Here is an 18241-nt window from a genome sequence, read left to right as displayed (position 1 = left end):
GCAAAGCGGCGACGTTGCACTGTTTGGGAATGATCTACGCCAATAAAGGGGATGTGGATGAAGCGATGGCACTCTACAATCAAGTTCTTGAAATTGATGAACGCACTGGTAATGTCCAAGGCAAAGCGGCGACATTGCACCAACTGGCAAGTATCTACGTCAACAAAGGAGATGTGGATGAAGCGATCGCACTTTTTAATCAGTCTTTGGAAATAACTGAACACATTGGAGATGTCCGAACTCAAGCAATGACTCTATGGTGCTTAGGAGATTTGGCAGAACAGCAGGGTGAATACACTAAAGCGATATCCTATTTGCAACCAGCTTTAGAGATTTTGCAACGATTGAAGTCACCGGATGCTGAAAGTGTGAGTGCAAGTCTTGATAGGGTAATGCGTATTCATAATTCGTAATTCGTAATGCGTAATTCGTAATTACTGAAAGATTTTTGTCTCACGCAAAGGTGCAAAGGCGTAAAGAAGAAAGCAAGAGTGTAATTTAAGTAAATGAAAACTGCTGTAATAAGGCTTTGATACTCGTGAATGAGTCTTTGAAAATAATAGAACGCATTGGAGATGTGCAAGGCAAAGCAAATATCCCTACTTACTTTTTCCCTGGGCTCAGGAAAAAACTATTAGATTTACCACCCAAGATACTAGAATTTAGTTGCCAATGAAGACATAATGTCTCATGGTCGCCGTTTTCGTGGGATGTGGCAAACCCTAGTTAGATTCTGATTCATCTTTGAACATGGCTGTTTCCGAAAATAGAGAAGCGTTTATTCCCTACACTCGCAGTGATATTATCAAACTTTGCCTGCAAGACGGTCAGCTAGATGAAGCTGATGTCAAAAAATTTCAAGATTTCTGCCAAATCCTCATTGCATACTATCACTTTCGCTTCCACAAAACCTTAGAAGTTATCAAAGATAACTACGTTCCCTTTAACCCTAATGCAGAGATTCAACCAATAACTCCACCAACATTCGAGCAATATGATGACATGGAGTTGAAAGTAGTTGAAGCCTTTGGGCATATTGTCGAAAGAGCTAATTATATTCTTTTGTCTGAATCGATTTTAAAACGAGCGCTGGCAACCAAATCTCTAATTGAATTGAAAACTCAAGTAAATTTTGAGGATTTTGACCGCTTGATCTGTTATTACCGAGGTGATAGTTATAAAAAAATTTCGGTAAAAAAATTCTTCTTTTGGCAAGAAGAAAAGACGATTGATATTTTTGAACGGATTGTTTTATTAGTCAAGTTCAAAGAAGCAGCTTACTTTCGGGCGAAGAAAGGCAATATCCAAGAATTAAAATTCATTCCCGGTAAGATGTATGTTTACTTCTACAAAAATATTCCAAAACTAGATGTTGACTTAATCTTTCCCAATGTAAAAACAAGTATGACCTGGAAAGATCGGTTACTATTTGGAATTCCGGCAATAGGCGCGGCAATTCCTTTGCTATTAAGAACATTGCCGAATTTATTATTGCTAGTTGCTGCAATCTTACTAGTACTAAATGTTACTTTTTTGGTTGAATCATTAAATGTAGAGTTGGATAAAGTCAGAAATTTTATGCCCGTCTTGGTGGCAGCTTTATCATTAGCGATCGCTTTGGGTGGATTTGCCTTTACGCAATACAATAATTATAAAAATAAAAAAATTAAGTTTCAGAAAATTGTAACTGATACGCTATTTTTTAAGAATTTAGCTAACAATCATAGTGTTTTTCAAATGTTTATGGAATTAGCAGAAGAAGAAGAATGTAAGGAAATTATTCTGGCATACTATCATTTACTTACTAGCCCTACACCATTAACTCCTCAACAATTAGATTCTCGCATCGAAACTTGGATAGACAATAAATTAGGCACGAAGATTAACTTTGATATTCAAGGGCCTCTAAGCAATTTAGAAGATATTCGTGGTCAAGTAACTCAAAATAGCAAAACAACAGACAATGTACCAAAAATCCCTTTACTAGCCTATGATCGCCAAGGAGCATGTCACGTTCTACCCTTGGATGATGCGAAAGCAGTGATTGATTATGTTTGGGATAATGCGTTTCAATATAACGGGATAATCTTGTAGTTTAGTCTCTCGGTTATCTGTACATCTTTTAATTTGTACCTTTGAGTTCATTGATGAATCTTCAGAGCAATTCAGATGAGAGAATCAGGATCTACACCAAGCGATCGCAACTGTTCTGCTAATAATTCAGCAAGTCGTCGTGCTTGTTGAGCTTCTTGCTGTGCTTGCTGTGTTTGTTGTTGAGCAAGTTTTTTTTCTTCTTCTGGTGTTAAAAACCTTTGTCCTTGCTGGTTATACCAATACAACCACTCGCGTGGAATACCTAGATAAGTTCCTTGTTCCATGCCAATTCCTAAACCAATCTCTGTTAGCCAAACAGGATTACCATCTTGAAATTCATAAACATTATTAACTAATTTGTAAACTTCTAAACGTGGCTTACGGTGACGAAATGGATTGTAAACCACATAATACAAAATCCCCAATCTTGCATACTCTGCTTTCTTGGTTGAGTACTCACCACGATATGTCTGAGACATTACCTCCAGCGCTAATATCGGTACTCTCTTTTCTTCCCAAAGCACATAACTGAGGCGGAGGTTTTGATCGTAAAATCGCTCTACCCCCAAACTCAAAAATCCATCTGGGACTATCGCTGGTAAATCTGGATCATGATAAATCCCCATATCTATACCAAAATACCAATCCATGCGTTCTGCCCAAACCATCGCTAAGATAACTTTGAGTAAACCTGGAATTATATTTTGTAATTCGTTATCCACTGGGGTATCGTCAGAGTCGGGCAGTTCCTCAGATGAGGGCAAACAAGCTAATGGATCGTAATTTAGCATGATAGGTTTACCGTTTTTCAGTTGTTAGTACATCCTTATTTTCTTAATTAATTTTGATAGCAATTCAGCACATCCTAATTTTATTTGCAAACATCAAGAGGCTCAGATACCCGACTCCTTCAAGAAGTCGGGGTTCTTTTGATCATTGGGTATTAGTTTTCCACTTGTTTAAGTTTTTGAAAAATTTCATCAAGTGGTGACTCAGATTCATCAGGGCAAAATTCTAAAGCAAGTCTAACTTTTCCTTTTTTCCATCCCAAAGTACTAAATTGTAAAACTTCACAATTTAATCCTTGGGTATACAAATTTACTTCATCTGTTTCTTCTGCTCCAACATATTCCTTAATTGCTGTAATCAAATCACGGACTTTAAAGGTTTTAGCAATATTTAACTTATTAAAAGTGTCTGGTTGTATAGACACAACTTCATCATGATTTAGTCTCTCGAATCCATCTTCCATAAAAATCTCCTGTCAATAAATCTATATTTTCCAGAGATATAACAGTTCATCCGAAATAAAATGATGATTTTATAGATTTAGTGCTGCTTAAATAACAATTCAGTAATAATTTGATCTCCGGTAAATTAGCCTATAATTCTCGCGTTACCCCTCCCCAACCCTCCCCTTATCAAGGGGAGGGTGCGCGGCAGCGCGGGTGGGATAGTTTTATTTAAACGGTTCTTAGAAAAACCAACCGTAAGAATGTAAACCTTTACCCAAAAGATTCACACCGAGATAGCAAACCCAAACAACAAGCAAGCCGGCGGAGGCTAAAATTGCCGGACGACGCCCTTGCCAACCGCGAGTAATTCTGGCGTGAAGGTAGGCGGCGAATACTAGCCAGGTGATTAATGCCCAAGTTTCTTTCGGATCCCAACTCCAGTAGGAACCCCAGGCTTCGTTAGCCCAAACGCCACCGGCAATGATGCCAATTGTCAACAGGGGAAATCCTAATCCGATGATGCGATAGCTGATGTTGTCGAGGGTTTCGGCAAGGCTAAGGCGCTGGAGTGAAAGAGGTTCAGCAGATGCTACGGCTTGGGATTCAGGGGTAGTTACTAAATTCAAAACAGCAGTGTTACCGTTACTGTTGCCATTACTACTAGTTTCAAAACGAGCAAAGCCGTTATTTTCGACAGTAGGGGTTGGTGGTTGAGAAATTAGTTCAGTGGCTTTGTGCAAGCGGTAGCCGTTGCTGCGATAGCCACCAGTACCAACAGAACTGCCTTGTAGTTGGATATTTTGACCGCGAGTGACAATTAAAAAAGCAATCGCTAATAATGAACCCACCATCAAAGCAGAATAACTCAACATCATGACGCTGACATGCATCATCAGCCAATTTGACTTTAAGGCAGGTACTAAGGGTTCTGACGCTTGCATCTGGGATGGTAGTGTCATGGTAGCAAAAGCTGCGATCGCCATTGCCACTGGAGCTGTCGCAACTCCTACTAAGCGGCTACGGCTACTATTTTCAGCAATTAGATGAACTGCGGTAATTCCCCAAGTTAAGAAAAACAAAGATTCATAGAGATTACTTAAGGGAAAATAACCAGCTTCGATCCATCGTGCCCCTAGTAGAGTAGCAATGCACAAATTTGCGATCGCCATCCCAGCTGTCCCCAAAGCGGCTAGATAAGGCAGATTTGGAAAAGCCGCTCCTCCCCAATACACCAGCATTGTTAGGAATAATATGGCAAAGGACGCATTGTCCAGCCAGTTCTGGAGTACAACCAAATTCATAAAGTGTTCTCTCCGTGGATAATTTAAAATATCGATTCTGACTGTTTTGATCCTATATGTTTAAAGGGGAATCGGGAATGGGGGATTGGGTACAAGAGGCAAAGGGGCAGAGGGGAAAAACTTACTGCAACTTCTCCCCTGCTCCCCTGCTTCCCTATCTAACAGAGTTACTCTTACTCCCTTCTGGACTAGGTAATGTAGTCGCGTTAGTAACTTTTTTAAGTTCGATAAAAATATCGTAACGGTTACTGCGATTGTCGCTGACGGCAGATGTCATCCCAATTGAGCGCGTTGCATCTAGCAAAGTTTCTTGATTGGGAATTAGAGTTGGTAAAGGGAAATTTTTCACAGTTCGTTCCACATCCAGGAAAAATTGACCATTCGTCGGATTGGGTTCTGTAGGAACTGTTTGTTGGAAGGGAAGAGTGCCAGCTAATGTGTAATTAGGTTTGGGAACAATTTTATCCGCGATCGGAGCGCCCACTATCAGAAAAGCCACATCTCCATCTAACCAACCGTGGGTTGCAGTTAACGTACCATAAGGTGATACCCAGTTAACAACGGGTTGACCTGCGACTTTCCCCGGTTGCACTTGAAACTGGTATTGATTTTTCATCACTTCATCCAGTTTACTGATGGATGCTTCAGCAGATTTGCGTAGGCTTTGCCCACTATAGGCATCGCTTGTCTGTACCATGAACAGAAAACCCGCACGAAAATCATTTGGCGAACCTTCTTTTGGAGTAGCAGGAATCACTGATAATGAAAACTCCCCTTTCATCCAACTAAGTAAATCCTTCTCTAAATCGAGATCGGTAAGAGATTTTATACCACCTCTGATCTGTTCTGGTGCGATCGGTGATAAAGGATTTCCTTGAGATGTTAAAACATAGTCTCTCCACAACCTCTGTAAGTTACCACCAGTAAGCATCATTAAGGTTTCCGCGGGTATGCGGCTTTGCATTTTCCCAGCTTTGTTTTCCACCACCAACACACGTTGACTATTAGGATTTAACCAAGAAACGCCCTTGAAGCGGATTCCTTCTGACTCTAAGGTTATTGTCCCTGCTAAACCTTGGTTATTTTGCAGTTGAGCCAAAACTTGAGCAGGTAAAGGGCGATTTGGAGAAGCTGCGGCTATTTTCGCAGCTGTTGGCACATTCACATAAAACTGGGCAAAGGGTTGGTAGTTGGCAATTTTCGGGAAATTCTCAGTAAAACCGCCTGTTGTGGCTAGAGATGTTTGATGTTTGTAGGCGTCGATCGCTCGTTCTGTGGCTTTAGGACTATCAGTTATGACTAAAAAACGCCCATCTAGTAATGCAGCCGAGAAGTTTTGCCCTGCTTGTCCCTGACTTTGTTTAATGGCGATCCCTTGATAAGTGCGATCGCTCCATTTGCCTTGTTTAAGGGTTTTGGGTTGTGCCAAAATACTTTTGGCGATTTCTGGGTTTTTCACTGGCAATACCATTACCATCGACTGCTGATCGCTGGCAGCATTTTCATTGGTGGTAACTGGTTTGGGTGCAGGTTTATTCCCTGTTGCTGGGGCAAGAATTGCGATCGTCACATCATCGCCTACCCAAGGAGCGATATCTTTCTGGAAGTCATAACCATTATTAGTCAGAAAGCGATCGCGTAACTGGACTAAATTTTTGTCCAGTTCTGTTTGGGTTTCTTTTGTCCCAAACTGTCGCAATTTTTGCCACTGCTGGGGATCTGTTGTTAAGGAAACCGCAAACAGGGCATCACCAGGAATAATATTTGCACCTACTAGCAAATCGCTAGAAGATGTTTGTCTTTGGGCTAACAACCAGTAGGCTACACTCCCCGCACCAATCAATAACCCAGCAGCCGAGATCGTCAGCACCAGAGACGGTTTCTTATTTTTCTTCATCGGAACAGACACAAGAGGCAGTGCCATTGAAACCTATACCTCATATTTGCAAACTCATTACTTGCTGAATTGGTTAAGTCAACCAAAAAGTTTCTTGCGATCTAAGGCAGTTAACTTGATAAATTTCTCCACCATAGACATTGATGATATTTTCGTAATCAACCTTCTCTACTGTTTCAAAGCGGTGTTTTAGTGGTTAGTTACCTTTTTTAACACGCTTTGTTGAATTTCGCAGGACACTCCTTTAAACGGCTGTCTGTTTCGGAAAGTCTCCGAAAGTTAACATCCTGCATTTCAAGCACTTTGAGGATATAACTAACTTGAAAAAGCTGCAAGTAATCTGTAACTTACACTACCTTCTATTTAGATAGCTTCCATCTTTGGTATTCACTCAATCTAAGCAAGATCAAATGTCCGGTATTTTACATAGGTTCAAAGTCATTAGTGCAAAATTTCCATACTTTGAGGCGCACTGCAAAAGATAAAAAACTTTTAAATAATAAGTTAAGTTGCCACAATAAAACCAAACTATGTGAAGAAAGATAAACTGGACTAAAACCCTTTTCCTTCCTGCCTCCTGCCTTATCCCAACGATAAATTTTGACGCCGACCTACTTACTATGCCTCAGCATTAACAGCACTCAACTGCATTGGCCCTAGATATTTAGTTAAATAAGGTGAAAAAACTTCATAAATTAATGTAAGTGGCTGCCCATGATGCCAAAACAAGTAGTGGCGACCCCAAAAAGGCCCAGTTACACCAAAACCAGACTCTAGTGCCAATGAGTCACCGTAGTAAATTCCTCGAACATCCCGATACAATTCTGTGCGAAGACGAGCTAAACTTGCCCAAATTGGTAATGAACGGTTTTGTAAATATTCATCGACATGACTGGCTTCCCACCACGAAGTAGCATAGGCTAATCGTTGACCAGAAGCGGTACGCAGCCATACTTGTCGCCGTAATCGCGGTTCTGGGACAGCTTGGATTAACTCAGGAGCAGCATCCAAATCGATGCCAATCAATGACATATCAATAACATCTACTTCTACAGCCTCACCTGTGAGTAATTCTAAGTGACGTGTTGGAGAGCCGTCACCCAAAAGCATTAGCTGCCATGCAGGTGCCAACTGAGTGTGAGGTAAACTTTGTTGAATTATTTCCTCCCCTCCTTGCCAAATCGGAGTGAGGCGATGCCAAGCTGGTGGCGATGTTAGATTGTTTGTCGGCGTAAAAGTAATAGTCAATGCTTTTTACAAAACTTCACCTATTTCTATAAAAGCATAAAGAACTAGTACTTTGACAAGGCAACTTTGCTTAGTATGTAGTAACTAGTGAAGTGCTTAGGAAAAAGACTAAAGTCATCACTGCAAACTTATATTTAAGGGTCAATAGTCTAAGGTTTTTTGACCTATAACTATTGACCCCATGCTTAAACAAGCAAAAATGCGGATGGCGAGACTCGAACTCGCAAGGCAAAGCCACACGCACCTCAAGCGTGCGCGTATACCAATTCCGCCACATCCGCATGGTTTGTCTAAACATAGACTATAACATAACAAAGTAATTATAGTAAGGTGATATCTAAATTCAGTTGCTCAAAAATATAAATTTTCTCAAGGCGGTATCAGACTGACAGAAATTTAGCAGCTGTACAAGTGATATTGAAAAGGGTATAGCTACTGTGTTCGGCGGGGTCGATGGCGTAACCCCCGCTATGGCGATGTCTACGACGGGCTATTGGGCGCAAAAGCCCAGCTTGATAGTCTAGCCAAGACTTACAGCAGCAATGTTGTTAGTGTAGTAAGACCCGTAGAGGCAGCAAGCCTGCAATATGCAAGTTTGCTTAGAATCAGGGTGGCAAATCTCCTGTGATAATTTGAAATAATGCGGAAGCGTTATTTCAAGTTGGATCGCAGAAAATGTCAATCTACTGGTAATGATATCGAAACTAAAAAATGAAGTTTGACAAAATATTAATTGCCAATCGGGGAGAAATCGCCCTTCGCATTCTCCGCGCCTGTGAAGAAATGGGAATTGCCACAGTTGCGGTTCACTCCACCGTTGACCGTAATGCTCTGCACGTCCAACTTGCTGATGAAACGGTTTGCATTGGCGAACCTGCTAGCGGTAAAAGTTATTTGAATATTCCCAATATTATTGCTGCTGCATTAACGCGCAATGCTACTGCCATTCATCCAGGCTATGGTTTTTTGGCAGAAAATGCCCGATTTGCGGAAATTTGTGCCGACCATCATATTGCTTTTATCGGCCCAACTCCAGAAGCTATGAGACGGATGGGCGATAAATCTACTGCCAAAGAAACCATGCAAAAAGCTGGAGTACCAACGGTACCAGGTACTGAGGGATTGGTAGAATCCGAGCAAGAAGGATTAGGATTCGCCAAGGATATCGGTTATCCAGTAATGATCAAAGCTACAGCAGGTGGCGGTGGAAGGGGTATGCGCCTAGTTCGTTCTGAAGACGAATTTGTCAAACTTTTCCTCGCAGCCCAAGGCGAAGCAGGAGCAGCTTTTGGCAATTCTGGCGTTTACATAGAAAAATTTATTGAGCGTCCCCGCCACATCGAATTTCAAATTTTGGCGGATAACTACGGTAATGTCATCCACTTGGGCGAACGCGATTGCTCAATTCAGCGCCGGAATCAAAAGCTACTAGAAGAAGCACCCAGTCCAGCTCTCGACCAAGACCTGCGTGAGAAAATGGGACAAGCTGCTGTCAAAGCTGCTCAATTCATTAACTATAGTGGGGCGGGTACTATTGAGTTTCTCTTGGATCGATCCGGTAAATTCTACTTTATGGAAATGAACACCCGGATTCAAGTAGAACATCCTGTAACAGAAATGATTACTGGTATAGACTTAGTTGCCGAACAAATTCGCATTGCTCAAGGTGAAAGACTCAAGCTTACCCAAGAGCAAGTAGTATTACGAGGTCATGCGATCGAATGCCGAATCAACGCTGAAGATCCCGATCATGACTTTCGCCCTTCTCCTGGACGGATCAGTAGCTATCTGCCCCCCGGAGGCCCTGGTGTGCGGATTGATTCCCACGTTTATACAGATTATCAAATCCCACCCTACTACGATTCCTTGATCGGCAAGTTAATCGTTTGGGCGCCAGATCGACCCACTGCTATTAACCGTATGAAACGCGCACTACGAGAATGCGCCATTACTGGACTACCTACCACCATCGGGTTTCATCAAAAAATTATGGAAACTCCACAGTTTTGGCAGGGTAATGTCTATACAAATTTTGTGCAGGAAATGAACGGTTAGGGGAGTGGGGAGTCGGAGAGCAGGGGAGCAGTTGCAGTAAGTTTTTCCCCTCTGCCCCTCTGCCTCTTGTACCCAATGACGCCAGTTGCTTCAAGTCGGCAAAGCCGCCCAACGCACTAGCTCCTCAATGCCCCATTTTTAATTCACCGAGATAGCATAGTCAGCAATCCTTGTTGACCTAGCAGAATTTCTCGTAGCAAGCTGAAGATACCAACCCAAATAATAGGTGTAATGTCTACCCCACCAATAGGTTGCACCAGCTTTCGCAAAGGTATTAAAAATGGCTCAGTGGGCCAAGCTATTAAATTAAAGGGCAACCGATTCAAATCCACTTGCGGATACCAAGTGAGAATGATACGAAATATAAATAAGAATGTCATTACCCCTAACACAGGGCCAAGAATCCAAGCAGTCAGGTTAACACCAGTCATCGGTTTCAGGTACTATCTATCTGTAAAGAAAGAAAAAACTTAGGCGCCGCCAAGCTTCGCTTTGCTGCATCTACGCCCGTCGTAGACATCGCCAGGAAACTTTAAGCTTTGTAAAGCACTGCGATCATCATTTTAACTAAATGCTGTCATTTCCTTCTGAAATAGAAAAGCGAACTTGCTGACGCGGTTAACTCAACAAATGGTGAAAGCAGTTACCAAGTTTAGCAGTTCAGAGTTAGAGGCTTCTCAAGAAAGTAATACACTATTAAAATTAGGATGAAGTGTGTAAAAAAAGGTTGAGAAGTATGACGCCTTCTTTAGCAAATTTTCTTTGGAGTCTGCTATGGGGTACAGCAATTGTTGTGATACCCGTTACAGTTGGTCTAGTTTTCATTAGCCAAAAAGATAAAATACAGCGTTCATAATGCTTATGAGAGTTAAATTAACTCTCATAATCGATAGTTTGTCAGTTATCTACATTTATTTCACCAAAAGCAGCATAAACTGTGGCTGGTGGCAGTTGTAGATGATAGACATAGACGTTTTTACTTTTCGGTGAATAGCTTCAGAGCTTCTTTACCAGAGGCTTTGAAGCTTCAATATATTGTGACTAATTAGAGTAGTGATTTTAATTGTGACTCGCTAACATAGATTTGATATTGGGAAAACAGCAATGATAAATTTTGGGCTGAACTCAGCCAGTTTTCTGGCTCAGGTAAATTTTGGGGCAAACTCAGCCAGTATTCTAGGAATTTTCCTAGCTGTGGCTGGGGCAGCACTGTATTTTCTCCGCACTGTGCGCCCAGAATTGTCACGGGATCAAGATATCTTTTTTGCAGCAGTCGGCTTGCTTTGCGGCTTCATTCTTGTCTTTCAAGGATGGCGGCTAGACCCGATTTTACAATTTGGTCAACTGCTTTTAGTTGGCACAACTGTGTTTTTTGCAGTTGAAAGTATTCGTCTGCGGAGTATAGCTACCCAGCAAGCAAAGCGCAACACTCCGATTGTGGACGAAGATCGACCGGTTAGCGATCGCTATTCGTACAATAATCGCAGCAAATATCAGGCTGAAATGGAGGCAGACTTAGATCCATTGCCTTATGAAGACGAGGAAGAACGCCCAGTGCGTGCCCGGATTCGCGGTAGCAGGGATGAGATTTCAACTCGTGATGACTACTATCAGGAACAACCCCCCCGTCGTACAGAACGCCGCAACAGCAGCAGTAGTGAAAAACAGGCTCCATCTGATAGAACGCGTCGGCGGACTTCTGGGCGTCCTGTAAATCGCCCTTCTGAAAGCTTTGAAGAAGAGAACTGGGATTCTTCATCTAGACAAGTTGATGATTGGGAAAATTCGGGTGGGGAAGTTAGAAAACCTTCTCGCCGTAGTAATAACGGGTCACAGCGTCCCGAAAGTCGTGAAGATGATGTTTCTCCCAGACCGAGAAGGCGTCGTCCGCCCACTGACTCAACTTCTCGAAGACCGCGCGAAGATGATGATGCGATCCCAACTGATTATGTGCCATACAACCCAATTGAAAAACCAAATGAGGGGTCAGATAATTTGAGCGATTTTGATGACAATGTTTAAAACAGTTGGCGTGCAATTAGGTTTAGAGGCGACGGAAAACAGTTGAGGTGGAAAAATTTACGCCTACATTTTGGCTCCAAAGACCAATTCATTGGAGCCTGGTTTTTGGTTTAACAAGTTTGCTTGTATCCTGTGGTTCTAACGATATTCCCATAGGGCCTACTTCTCTTAACAGTCGCTACACTGAAGAGCAACCTGCTTTGAGTGGAAATGGGCGCTTTTTAGCGTTTGTATCTAATCGGAATGGTAATCAGCAGCTACTAATGTACGACTTAGAAAGGCAACTGTTTATTAGCACACCAGGCATAAACCGACAAGAGACAATTGCCGAAACTCCTAGTTTGAGCTACACCGGGCGTTATATTTCTTATCTTACTAGCGATCAAGGTAGACCAGTGGTAGCGCTTTACGATCGCGCTACGCAACAGTCACAAATCGTCACACCAATTTATCGCGGCTGGGTTAGAAAACCAAATATTAGTCCAGATGGACGTTATGTTGTCTTTGAAACCGCCACTCGTGGTCAGTGGGATATTGAAGTCCTAGACCGAGGGCCAAATATTGAGTTAGATATTCCCAATGGTGCAACTGTGGGTTCACCTCCGTAGAAGGCAGAGAGCAGGGGAGCAGGGAGATGAGGGAGAATAATTAATGTCCAATGCCCAATGCCCCATGCCCAATATATGAAACGTATTTTTTTTGTACCTGTATTTTTCTGTTTAAATTTATTGACTGGGTGTTTTGGCTACCCTCGGATTTTGAGTTATCCCTTTGATCCGGGAGGTCGGAGTCTCAATAGTTTAGCGTCGGAATTAAACCCCCAAATTTCTGGGAGATACATTGTTTTTATTACTGATCGACGCGGTAGCCAAGATGTTTATATGTTTGATACGGTAACTCGTGATTTGGTTGATTTGCCAGGTTTAAATTCCTTTGATGCGATCGCAAATCATCCTAGCGTTTCACAAGATGGTCGTTATATTGTGTTTGCTGCTAGCCGTCAGGGGCGATCGGCTATTTTTCTCTACGACCGAGAAACACGCCAATCGCGGAATTTAACCAACAACCTGCAATCAGAAGTCCGTAACCCTACAATTAGCGCTGATGGTAGCAGGATTGCTTTTGAGTCTAGTAACAATGGTCAGTGGGATGTTTTAGTATATGACCGTTACGGACAACCGTTGAATATACCTCAAGAACCGCGTTGAACTACAGTTAGAAGTTAGGAGTTAGGAGTGAAGAGTTAAAATTCCTAACTCCTAACTTTTCACTTTTAAGTTTTGTTTTCTACTTGTTGAACAGATTCAATGAGCGATCGCACTTGTTGCGTCCCTTCTGAAGCTTCAAATGATAGGGGAAACTTACCCCGAAGGATCATCCGCAAACCGAGGGGTGCAAGACTGAGTAATCCTTTTAAATCCTGAAAGTAGTTACCAACTACTTGTAAACCAAATTGACGTTCATCAATCCAACCACCTTCTTTAACTAAATCCACCAATACTTTCCGGTGACGAATTGAACGGCTATCACTGGTTTGTTTCTGGGTGAGAATTTCTTGTTTAACTTTGGTGATTTGTTCTAATGGTGCAACTTCCATTGGACAAACAGAATCGCAGTACAAACAACGGGTGCAACCCCATACGCCTTTAGTACCTTCGTTATAGCTTGCTAAACGATTTTCGGTATCGCTATCGCGGGAGTCTGCTACCATTCGGTAAGCTTTGGCAAGGGCATGGGGGCCAACAAAGTCTGGATTAACTTCACGAGCGTTGCATTCAGAGTAACAAGCACCGCACATAATACAGTTACCAGTTTGATCGAGGCGCGATCGCTCTTGTGGTGTTTGCAAAAACTCTCTTTCTGGTACTTGTCGTGCTGCCGTACTCACATAAGGGGCAACTGCCTCTAAATTATTCCAGAAACTGCTCATATCTACAACCAAATCTTTAATCACGGGCATATTGCCAAGAGGCGCGATCGTGATTTCACCAATAGCATTTACTTTACTTTGGGATGATGGTATTTGTTGTAATCTGGCAAGTTCACTCCCAACATTTTCTTTACAAGCTAAAGCCGAACGCCCATTAATTCGCATAGCACAACTACCACAAATAGTATTGCGGCAATTTTTGCGAAATGCCAAAGTTCCATCTTGCTCCCACTTAATATGATTGAGGCAATCCAAGATTGTATTACCTGGTTCGGCCTCCACAAGGTAGGTTTGCACAACAGGGGAGGAATTTTGTTGCTGTCGAATGACCTTAAAAATAACTTCCATAACTACTAACCAAAATTTTAAAATTACTTCACCAGCCTCAACAATCATGAGTTAAAGCAGGTAGTTGCAAAAAGTGAGTTATACTTTTTCGCCCCTAATTCAAACTCTAGTGTTGATAGGCTGACGATTAAAGGGCGACTGACTTCTAGTTTAAGGATAACCATTAAAATTTTACTTGTAGTAGCGTTGTAGGCAAGATTTTTGTCAGATTCTGAGTTAAAACGCCAAAAATGTAATCGTAGCTTTGCATTGAATTCACTTGTTTGGGAATGTAAAGGAAAGAGAGTTTGCTTGAAAAGTAACTTAAGTTTATCTTTGACTTAGCGATCGTATACAAATGAAATGCATGTGAGGTTAGCAACACGTCTTGATGTCAACTTGAGTCAAGCAGTCCTGACAGTAAAATTCCGTCAAGTGGTAGCGAAGGCAGAATTTTTTGATTATATAGAAGTGTGAAAGCCCATGTTTAATATATAGTAGTGGCAATCAAGTACTAGGCAGATGTTAAGAGATTTGTTCTTCCCATAGACAGACGTGCAAAATCTTCTGATCGCTTTTGACCTGAAGATAATAAACCAAGGAAAAATCCTCACCACTTTCAAAGAAAAGTTAGAGCACCGCGAAACCCGGAGGTGCGAGACTTTTCGCTTTTTGGCTTGCTCTCAATCAAGTAAATATGGGATCGAACTCATTGGTCAAAACTGCTCGTCTCAATTATATAAATTTTTATAAAATTCAGATAGCAATCCTCGCGCTTGCAATAAAGGGTTAAGAAAATAGTCACTACTTTTTTCTTCTTTAAGTCCAGGAATTTAAATAAAAATTTACTAGCAACTTTAATTCAAAATTAAACAACTATTTTGCTATTATTAGTCCATGCTAGTATTTAATATAAAATTACGAAGTAACAAAACCAGAATCAATAGCCGTATCAGCGCGGTTAATTCTGCTTTGTTGATTCGTAATGTAGAGACAAGAAAATTCGCGTCTCTACTGGTAGGACAAAAGGGTGTATGCCCGTAGGACTCTATTGAAATACTATGCTGTCCTAAGCTTGAGAGGACGAGTGGAGAAAACTCTACTTGCTCATTGGCAAGAAAGGCAAGCACTGAAAGTGAAAAACCTGCAATTATTTGGGTCTACAACTTATTTGCAGTAGAACCTAACCCCATTTGTAAAGGTGGCTGAAAGTTACACCGCTACAGTAGCGCCAAAGGAGAAAATAGTTTTCTTTCTGATGGCGAATAATGGTTAAAAGTGCCGTAACATCGTCAAAATTAATGTCTGTGGCAACTATGGCCTCTAGTTGGTTGTGGACAACCATATATAGAAGTGCTTTTGGCTCCTATCGGCAGGAATTCACCCGTTACACTAGGGTCTTCAGTAGCTCTATGCAAATGCTAAAAAATTAAATGCTGGCATGAGACTACATCGTTTATCAGTTTGGAGAGAGTAAGGAAAATTTGAGCATAATGACTGAAACTGCAACCGCGCCATTAACTGGAAAAGCACTACTTGCTAAAGTAAAAGAACTTTCCACATTACCACGCCGAGAAAGAGCTAAACAGTGCGGCTATTACACTGTTACTAAGAATAATCAGGTTCGTGTCAATCTCACCGATTTTTATGACGCTTTGCTTTCTGCTAGGGGAATTCCTCTAAGTCCAGAAGCACCTAAAGATGGTCGTGGTCGTGAACCGACATATCGGGTTAGTGTCCATCAAAATGGTCAGATTGTAATTGGTGCTACATATACCAAAGCAATGGGCTTGAAGGCTGGAGATGAGTTTGAAATTAGGCTGGGATACAAACATATTCACCTGATTCAACTAGGTGAAAGTGATAAAAAACTAACCTCACAAGATATAGATTCTGACGAATCAGACGAAGATTTAGAAGACGAAGAGTAAATTTGCTGATGGTAGGGATAAATTTCAGGTGATGATAACTTGTCCTTACCCCGACAGCAAATTGGTAGCCAAGTAAAAAATACGATTAGACCCCTTGCAGAAGTCACCAAATTTAGTAGAGTCTTGATTAATCAGCAAGAAATCTATAATGCAAGAAGTCTATCGTGTTTTTTTGTTTATTTTGATAACTTTCTTTGAGTCTTCGGTCAACGTCTTACTGGCGTTTATAAAAAATGCACCGGCACTAGTTATAGTGACGGCATTTTTTGTTTGCTGGATAGTTTGCTGGTTGCCAGTAGCAACAGTATCAGCAATATTGCTTAATTGGCAACCTCCTAAACCTTTACAGCCAGAACAAAAAATTCCGTTATTGGTGTCACTTTACCTATTAGCTCCCCTGATTCTCTGGGGAGTTGTTTGGTTGACTAATAAATCTTTTTCAGATTACGGCTTTGTTGCCAATTTTTCAACTCTTGGTTTTTTAGCACTAGGTTTTAGTTTGGGAGTGCTGAGTCTAGCTATTGTATTTAGTGGGCAATCCGGGTTAGGTTGGTGTTCTTTTGAGAAGTCGAATTTCAAATTAGTATTACCCATCTTGCTACCGATTTTCTTGATAGCGTTGTTAGTCGCTGGGATAGAAGAGTTAGTTTTTCGTGGTTTCCTGTTCACAGAATTAGCGCAGGATTACCCAGTTTGGGTAGCAGCAGCAATTTCTAGCTTGATTTTTGCCTTGTTACACTTGGTTTGGGAGCAACGCGAAACCGCACCCCAACTTCCTGGATTGTGGCTGATGGGAATGGTGTTGGTGTTAGCACGCTTTGCTACAAGTGGTAATTTGGGTTTAGCTTGGGGATTGCACGCGGGATGGGTATGGGCGATCGCTACCATAGATACAGCACAACTAATTACTTACACAGGTAAAGTCTCTGAATGGTTCACAGGTAAAAATAAGAAACCCCTAGCTGGCTTGGCGGGAATTATTTGTATATTGGGAACTGGAGTAATTATTTGGTTCAACTCTTAAGTATTTTAATTTTCCATAGAAGATGTATGTTAACGCAGATCCCCGACTTCTCGAAAAAGTTGGGGATCTAAATCCAACGATTTAGTAGATACCATTCCACTCTACTAATCTTTATTTAGTACTCAAAACTACTCAGACCTTCGGATTCTGTCGATTTCTCGTTGTAATTCTTCAATTTGACGGCGTAAAACTTCTGTTTGATTTTCGGAAGATTCTGCTGAAACATTTACCGATCCGGAAGCAGGCGATCGCTGATAATTTCCTCGGCGAATTTGCTGATATTCTTCAGATACTGCCCACGACCGTAAGTAATGTAAGCGTTCAACAGGGAAAGGATGACTCAACATCATACCCTGAGCGCCATTGTAGATCAAGAATTTATATATCTGATTCAGTCCATCCTCATCCAATGCCTGATAATTTTCTGACTGCTTGATAAACTCTTGTAAACTACACTCATTGGCATATTTGTTACTACCGCCAGAAAGTTTCATCATCGTTGACATTACTGGATTCAAATCATCCATCACTAGTAGTGCAGCGCGATCTGACGATAACTCGGCTTTGCGCCGCCACTCAAAAAAGGCGTAAATCAAGCCTTGTGTGACAATATTACCGATGCCAAAGGTCAATTCTCCCAAGGCAGAAGCAGCACTCATCGCCCACATCGCCATTTGAATTAAAATAGTATGACCACATTTAATATGCCCTAGTTCATGGGCTAGCACCGCCCGAATCTCGGTTTCGTCTAGTAGGTCTAGTATCCCTGTATTTATGACTATGTAAGGATTCTCTTGCCCCAGCGCATAGCTATTTGCTTGGGGATTTTGCGAGACAAACAGTGTTGGTTCTGGGTAAATGTCCAAATCTCGGACGCATTCCCGAAACATCTGGTAAATAGTGGAATATTGACGCGGCCCGACTTGGATGGTGTTACCCATTAGATAGACTAATTGAGGGCGTTCGTAGATAAATTCCACAAATTTACGAGCGATTAAATCAAATCCTGGTAAATTTCGTAAAGCTTGCTCGGCTTGACGATCTAGTGGATGCCTAAAGGCTTCGCTGGAAATTCCTGTATAAGTTGGCATAATTTAGGATATTGGGTGATTAGTCATTGGTCATTAGTTTTGGATCGATGGCAAAGGACAAAGGACAAATGACAAGATAATAGAAA

The 18241-nt window shown here is 41.6% G+C and carries 18 protein-coding genes and 1 tRNA gene; 9 read left to right on the top strand and 10 right to left on the bottom strand.

Annotated elements, in window-relative coordinates:
* The coding region (locus tag ACFE93_RS19650) for a tetratricopeptide repeat protein (RefSeq protein ID WP_375475364.1) at positions 1-413 on the top strand (413 nt) is incomplete at its 5' end.
* A 337-nt stretch (positions 414-750) separates the two neighbouring features.
* Positions 751-2094 carry a TMEM143 family protein gene (locus ACFE93_RS19645; protein WP_375475362.1) on the top strand — a complete coding sequence of 448 codons (1344 nt, stop codon included), beginning with the start codon at positions 751-753 and terminating at the stop codon, positions 2092-2094.
* Positions 2095-2165: 71 nt separating this feature from the next.
* Here ACFE93_RS19645 and ACFE93_RS19640 read toward each other — a convergent pair whose 3' ends face one another.
* The 6 genes from ACFE93_RS19640 to ACFE93_RS19615 all read right to left on the bottom strand — a co-directional run bounded on the left by ACFE93_RS19640 (position 2166) and on the right by ACFE93_RS19615 (position 8056).
* Positions 2166-2885, bottom strand: a complete 720-nt coding sequence (locus ACFE93_RS19640; protein ID WP_375475360.1) for a Uma2 family endonuclease — start codon at positions 2883-2885, stop codon at positions 2166-2168.
* Between the two features lie 152 nt (positions 2886-3037).
* A complete protein-coding gene (locus tag ACFE93_RS19635; RefSeq protein ID WP_375475358.1) occupies positions 3038-3346 on the bottom strand; it encodes a KGK domain-containing protein in 309 nt (102 codons plus the stop codon).
* 222 nt (positions 3347-3568) lie between these two features.
* A complete protein-coding gene (ccsB, locus tag ACFE93_RS19630) occupies positions 3569-4630 on the bottom strand; it encodes a c-type cytochrome biogenesis protein CcsB (RefSeq protein ID WP_375475356.1) in 1062 nt (353 codons plus the stop codon).
* A 154-nt stretch (positions 4631-4784) separates the two neighbouring features.
* Positions 4785-6554 (bottom strand): DUF3352 domain-containing protein, encoded by a 1770-nt coding sequence (locus ACFE93_RS19625; RefSeq protein ID WP_375475354.1) that lies wholly within the window; start codon positions 6552-6554, stop codon positions 4785-4787.
* A 591-nt stretch (positions 6555-7145) separates the two neighbouring features.
* A complete protein-coding gene (locus ACFE93_RS19620; protein ID WP_375475352.1) occupies positions 7146-7775 on the bottom strand; it encodes a chorismate lyase in 630 nt (209 codons plus the stop codon).
* Positions 7776-7975: 200 nt separating this feature from the next.
* Positions 7976-8056, bottom strand: a tRNA-Leu gene (locus ACFE93_RS19615).
* Positions 8057-8486: 430 nt separating this feature from the next.
* On the opposite strand from ACFE93_RS19615, the gene accC reads away from it, so the two are divergent.
* Positions 8487-9830 (top strand): acetyl-CoA carboxylase biotin carboxylase subunit, encoded by a 1344-nt coding sequence (gene accC, locus ACFE93_RS19610; protein WP_375475350.1) that lies wholly within the window; start codon positions 8487-8489, stop codon positions 9828-9830.
* Between the two features lie 143 nt (positions 9831-9973).
* Here accC and ACFE93_RS19605 read toward each other — a convergent pair whose 3' ends face one another.
* Positions 9974-10261 carry a YggT family protein gene (locus ACFE93_RS19605; protein ID WP_292862288.1) on the bottom strand — a complete coding sequence of 96 codons (288 nt, stop codon included), beginning with the start codon at positions 10259-10261 and terminating at the stop codon, positions 9974-9976.
* Between the two features lie 305 nt (positions 10262-10566).
* Between ACFE93_RS19605 and psbX the strand changes: the two genes are divergently transcribed.
* The 4 genes from psbX (at position 10567) to ACFE93_RS19585 (ending at position 13060) form a co-directional block, all read left to right on the top strand.
* On the top strand, positions 10567-10686 hold the full coding sequence (gene psbX, locus ACFE93_RS19600) for a photosystem II reaction center X protein (RefSeq protein ID WP_099100805.1): 120 nt from the start codon (positions 10567-10569) through the stop codon (positions 10684-10686).
* Between the two features lie 248 nt (positions 10687-10934).
* Positions 10935-11852 (top strand): Ycf66 family protein, encoded by a 918-nt coding sequence (locus ACFE93_RS19595; RefSeq protein WP_375475347.1) that lies wholly within the window; start codon positions 10935-10937, stop codon positions 11850-11852.
* 47 nt (positions 11853-11899) lie between these two features.
* Entirely contained in the window at positions 11900-12460 is a 561-nt protein-coding gene (locus tag ACFE93_RS19590) for a TolB family protein (protein ID WP_375475345.1), read from the top strand.
* Between the two features lie 75 nt (positions 12461-12535).
* Positions 12536-13060, top strand: a complete 525-nt coding sequence (locus tag ACFE93_RS19585) for a TolB family protein (RefSeq protein WP_375475343.1) — start codon at positions 12536-12538, stop codon at positions 13058-13060.
* 65 nt (positions 13061-13125) lie between these two features.
* On the opposite strand, the gene ACFE93_RS19580 is transcribed toward ACFE93_RS19585, so the two are convergent.
* Positions 13126-14130 carry a succinate dehydrogenase/fumarate reductase iron-sulfur subunit gene (locus tag ACFE93_RS19580; RefSeq protein ID WP_375475368.1) on the bottom strand — a complete coding sequence of 335 codons (1005 nt, stop codon included), beginning with the start codon at positions 14128-14130 and terminating at the stop codon, positions 13126-13128.
* A 1162-nt stretch (positions 14131-15292) separates the two neighbouring features.
* Positions 15293-15454, bottom strand: a complete 162-nt coding sequence (locus ACFE93_RS19575) for a hypothetical protein (protein WP_375475341.1) — start codon at positions 15452-15454, stop codon at positions 15293-15295.
* Between the two features lie 148 nt (positions 15455-15602).
* Between ACFE93_RS19575 and ACFE93_RS19570 the strand changes: the two genes are divergently transcribed.
* Both ACFE93_RS19570 and ACFE93_RS19565 read left to right on the top strand, forming a co-directional pair.
* Positions 15603-16040 (top strand): AbrB family transcriptional regulator, encoded by a 438-nt coding sequence (locus ACFE93_RS19570; RefSeq protein ID WP_094350106.1) that lies wholly within the window; start codon positions 15603-15605, stop codon positions 16038-16040.
* Positions 16041-16188: 148 nt separating this feature from the next.
* A complete protein-coding gene (locus ACFE93_RS19565; RefSeq protein ID WP_375475339.1) occupies positions 16189-17064 on the top strand; it encodes a lysostaphin resistance A-like protein in 876 nt (291 codons plus the stop codon).
* 128 nt (positions 17065-17192) lie between these two features.
* On the opposite strand, the gene ACFE93_RS19560 is transcribed toward ACFE93_RS19565, so the two are convergent.
* On the bottom strand, positions 17193-18155 hold the full coding sequence (locus ACFE93_RS19560; protein WP_375475337.1) for a M48 family metallopeptidase: 963 nt from the start codon (positions 18153-18155) through the stop codon (positions 17193-17195).
* Positions 18156-18241: the final 86 nt, after the last annotated feature.

Origin of the sequence: uncultured Nostoc sp., assembly GCF_964247315.1 — a bacterium.
Classification (GTDB): domain Bacteria; phylum Cyanobacteriota; class Cyanobacteriia; order Cyanobacteriales; family Nostocaceae; genus Nostoc.
The sequence above is the reverse complement of the archived record's forward strand: the minus strand, read 5'-3'. Positions and strand labels throughout refer to the sequence as shown.

What these genes read in the sequence shown, in the direction of transcription:
- ACFE93_RS19645 (WP_375475362.1), top strand. Translation starts at nt 751, where the DNA reads ATGGCTGTTTCCGAAAATAGAGAAGCGTTTATTCCCTACACTCGCAGT.
- ACFE93_RS19640 (WP_375475360.1), bottom strand. Translation starts at nt 2,885, where the DNA reads ATGCTAAATTACGATCCATTAGCTTGTTTGCCCTCATCTGAGGAACTG.
- ACFE93_RS19635 (WP_375475358.1), bottom strand. Translation starts at nt 3,346, where the DNA reads ATGGAAGATGGATTCGAGAGACTAAATCATGATGAAGTTGTGTCTATA.
- ccsB (WP_375475356.1), bottom strand. Translation starts at nt 4,630, where the DNA reads ATGAATTTGGTTGTACTCCAGAACTGGCTGGACAATGCGTCCTTTGCC.
- ACFE93_RS19625 (WP_375475354.1), bottom strand. Translation starts at nt 6,554, where the DNA reads ATGGCACTGCCTCTTGTGTCTGTTCCGATGAAGAAAAATAAGAAACCG.
- accC (WP_375475350.1), top strand. Translation starts at nt 8,487, where the DNA reads ATGAAGTTTGACAAAATATTAATTGCCAATCGGGGAGAAATCGCCCTT.
- ACFE93_RS19605 (WP_292862288.1), bottom strand. Translation starts at nt 10,261, where the DNA reads ATGACTGGTGTTAACCTGACTGCTTGGATTCTTGGCCCTGTGTTAGGG.
- psbX (WP_099100805.1), top strand. Translation starts at nt 10,567, where the DNA reads ATGACGCCTTCTTTAGCAAATTTTCTTTGGAGTCTGCTATGGGGTACA.
- ACFE93_RS19595 (WP_375475347.1), top strand. Translation starts at nt 10,935, where the DNA reads ATGATAAATTTTGGGCTGAACTCAGCCAGTTTTCTGGCTCAGGTAAAT.
- ACFE93_RS19585 (WP_375475343.1), top strand. Translation starts at nt 12,536, where the DNA reads ATGAAACGTATTTTTTTTGTACCTGTATTTTTCTGTTTAAATTTATTG.
- ACFE93_RS19580 (WP_375475368.1), bottom strand. Translation starts at nt 14,130, where the DNA reads ATGGAAGTTATTTTTAAGGTCATTCGACAGCAACAAAATTCCTCCCCT.
- ACFE93_RS19575 (WP_375475341.1), bottom strand. Translation starts at nt 15,454, where the DNA reads ATGGTTGTCCACAACCAACTAGAGGCCATAGTTGCCACAGACATTAAT.
- ACFE93_RS19570 (WP_094350106.1), top strand. Translation starts at nt 15,603, where the DNA reads ATGACTGAAACTGCAACCGCGCCATTAACTGGAAAAGCACTACTTGCT.
- ACFE93_RS19565 (WP_375475339.1), top strand. Translation starts at nt 16,189, where the DNA reads ATGCAAGAAGTCTATCGTGTTTTTTTGTTTATTTTGATAACTTTCTTT.
- ACFE93_RS19560 (WP_375475337.1), bottom strand. Translation starts at nt 18,155, where the DNA reads ATGCCAACTTATACAGGAATTTCCAGCGAAGCCTTTAGGCATCCACTA.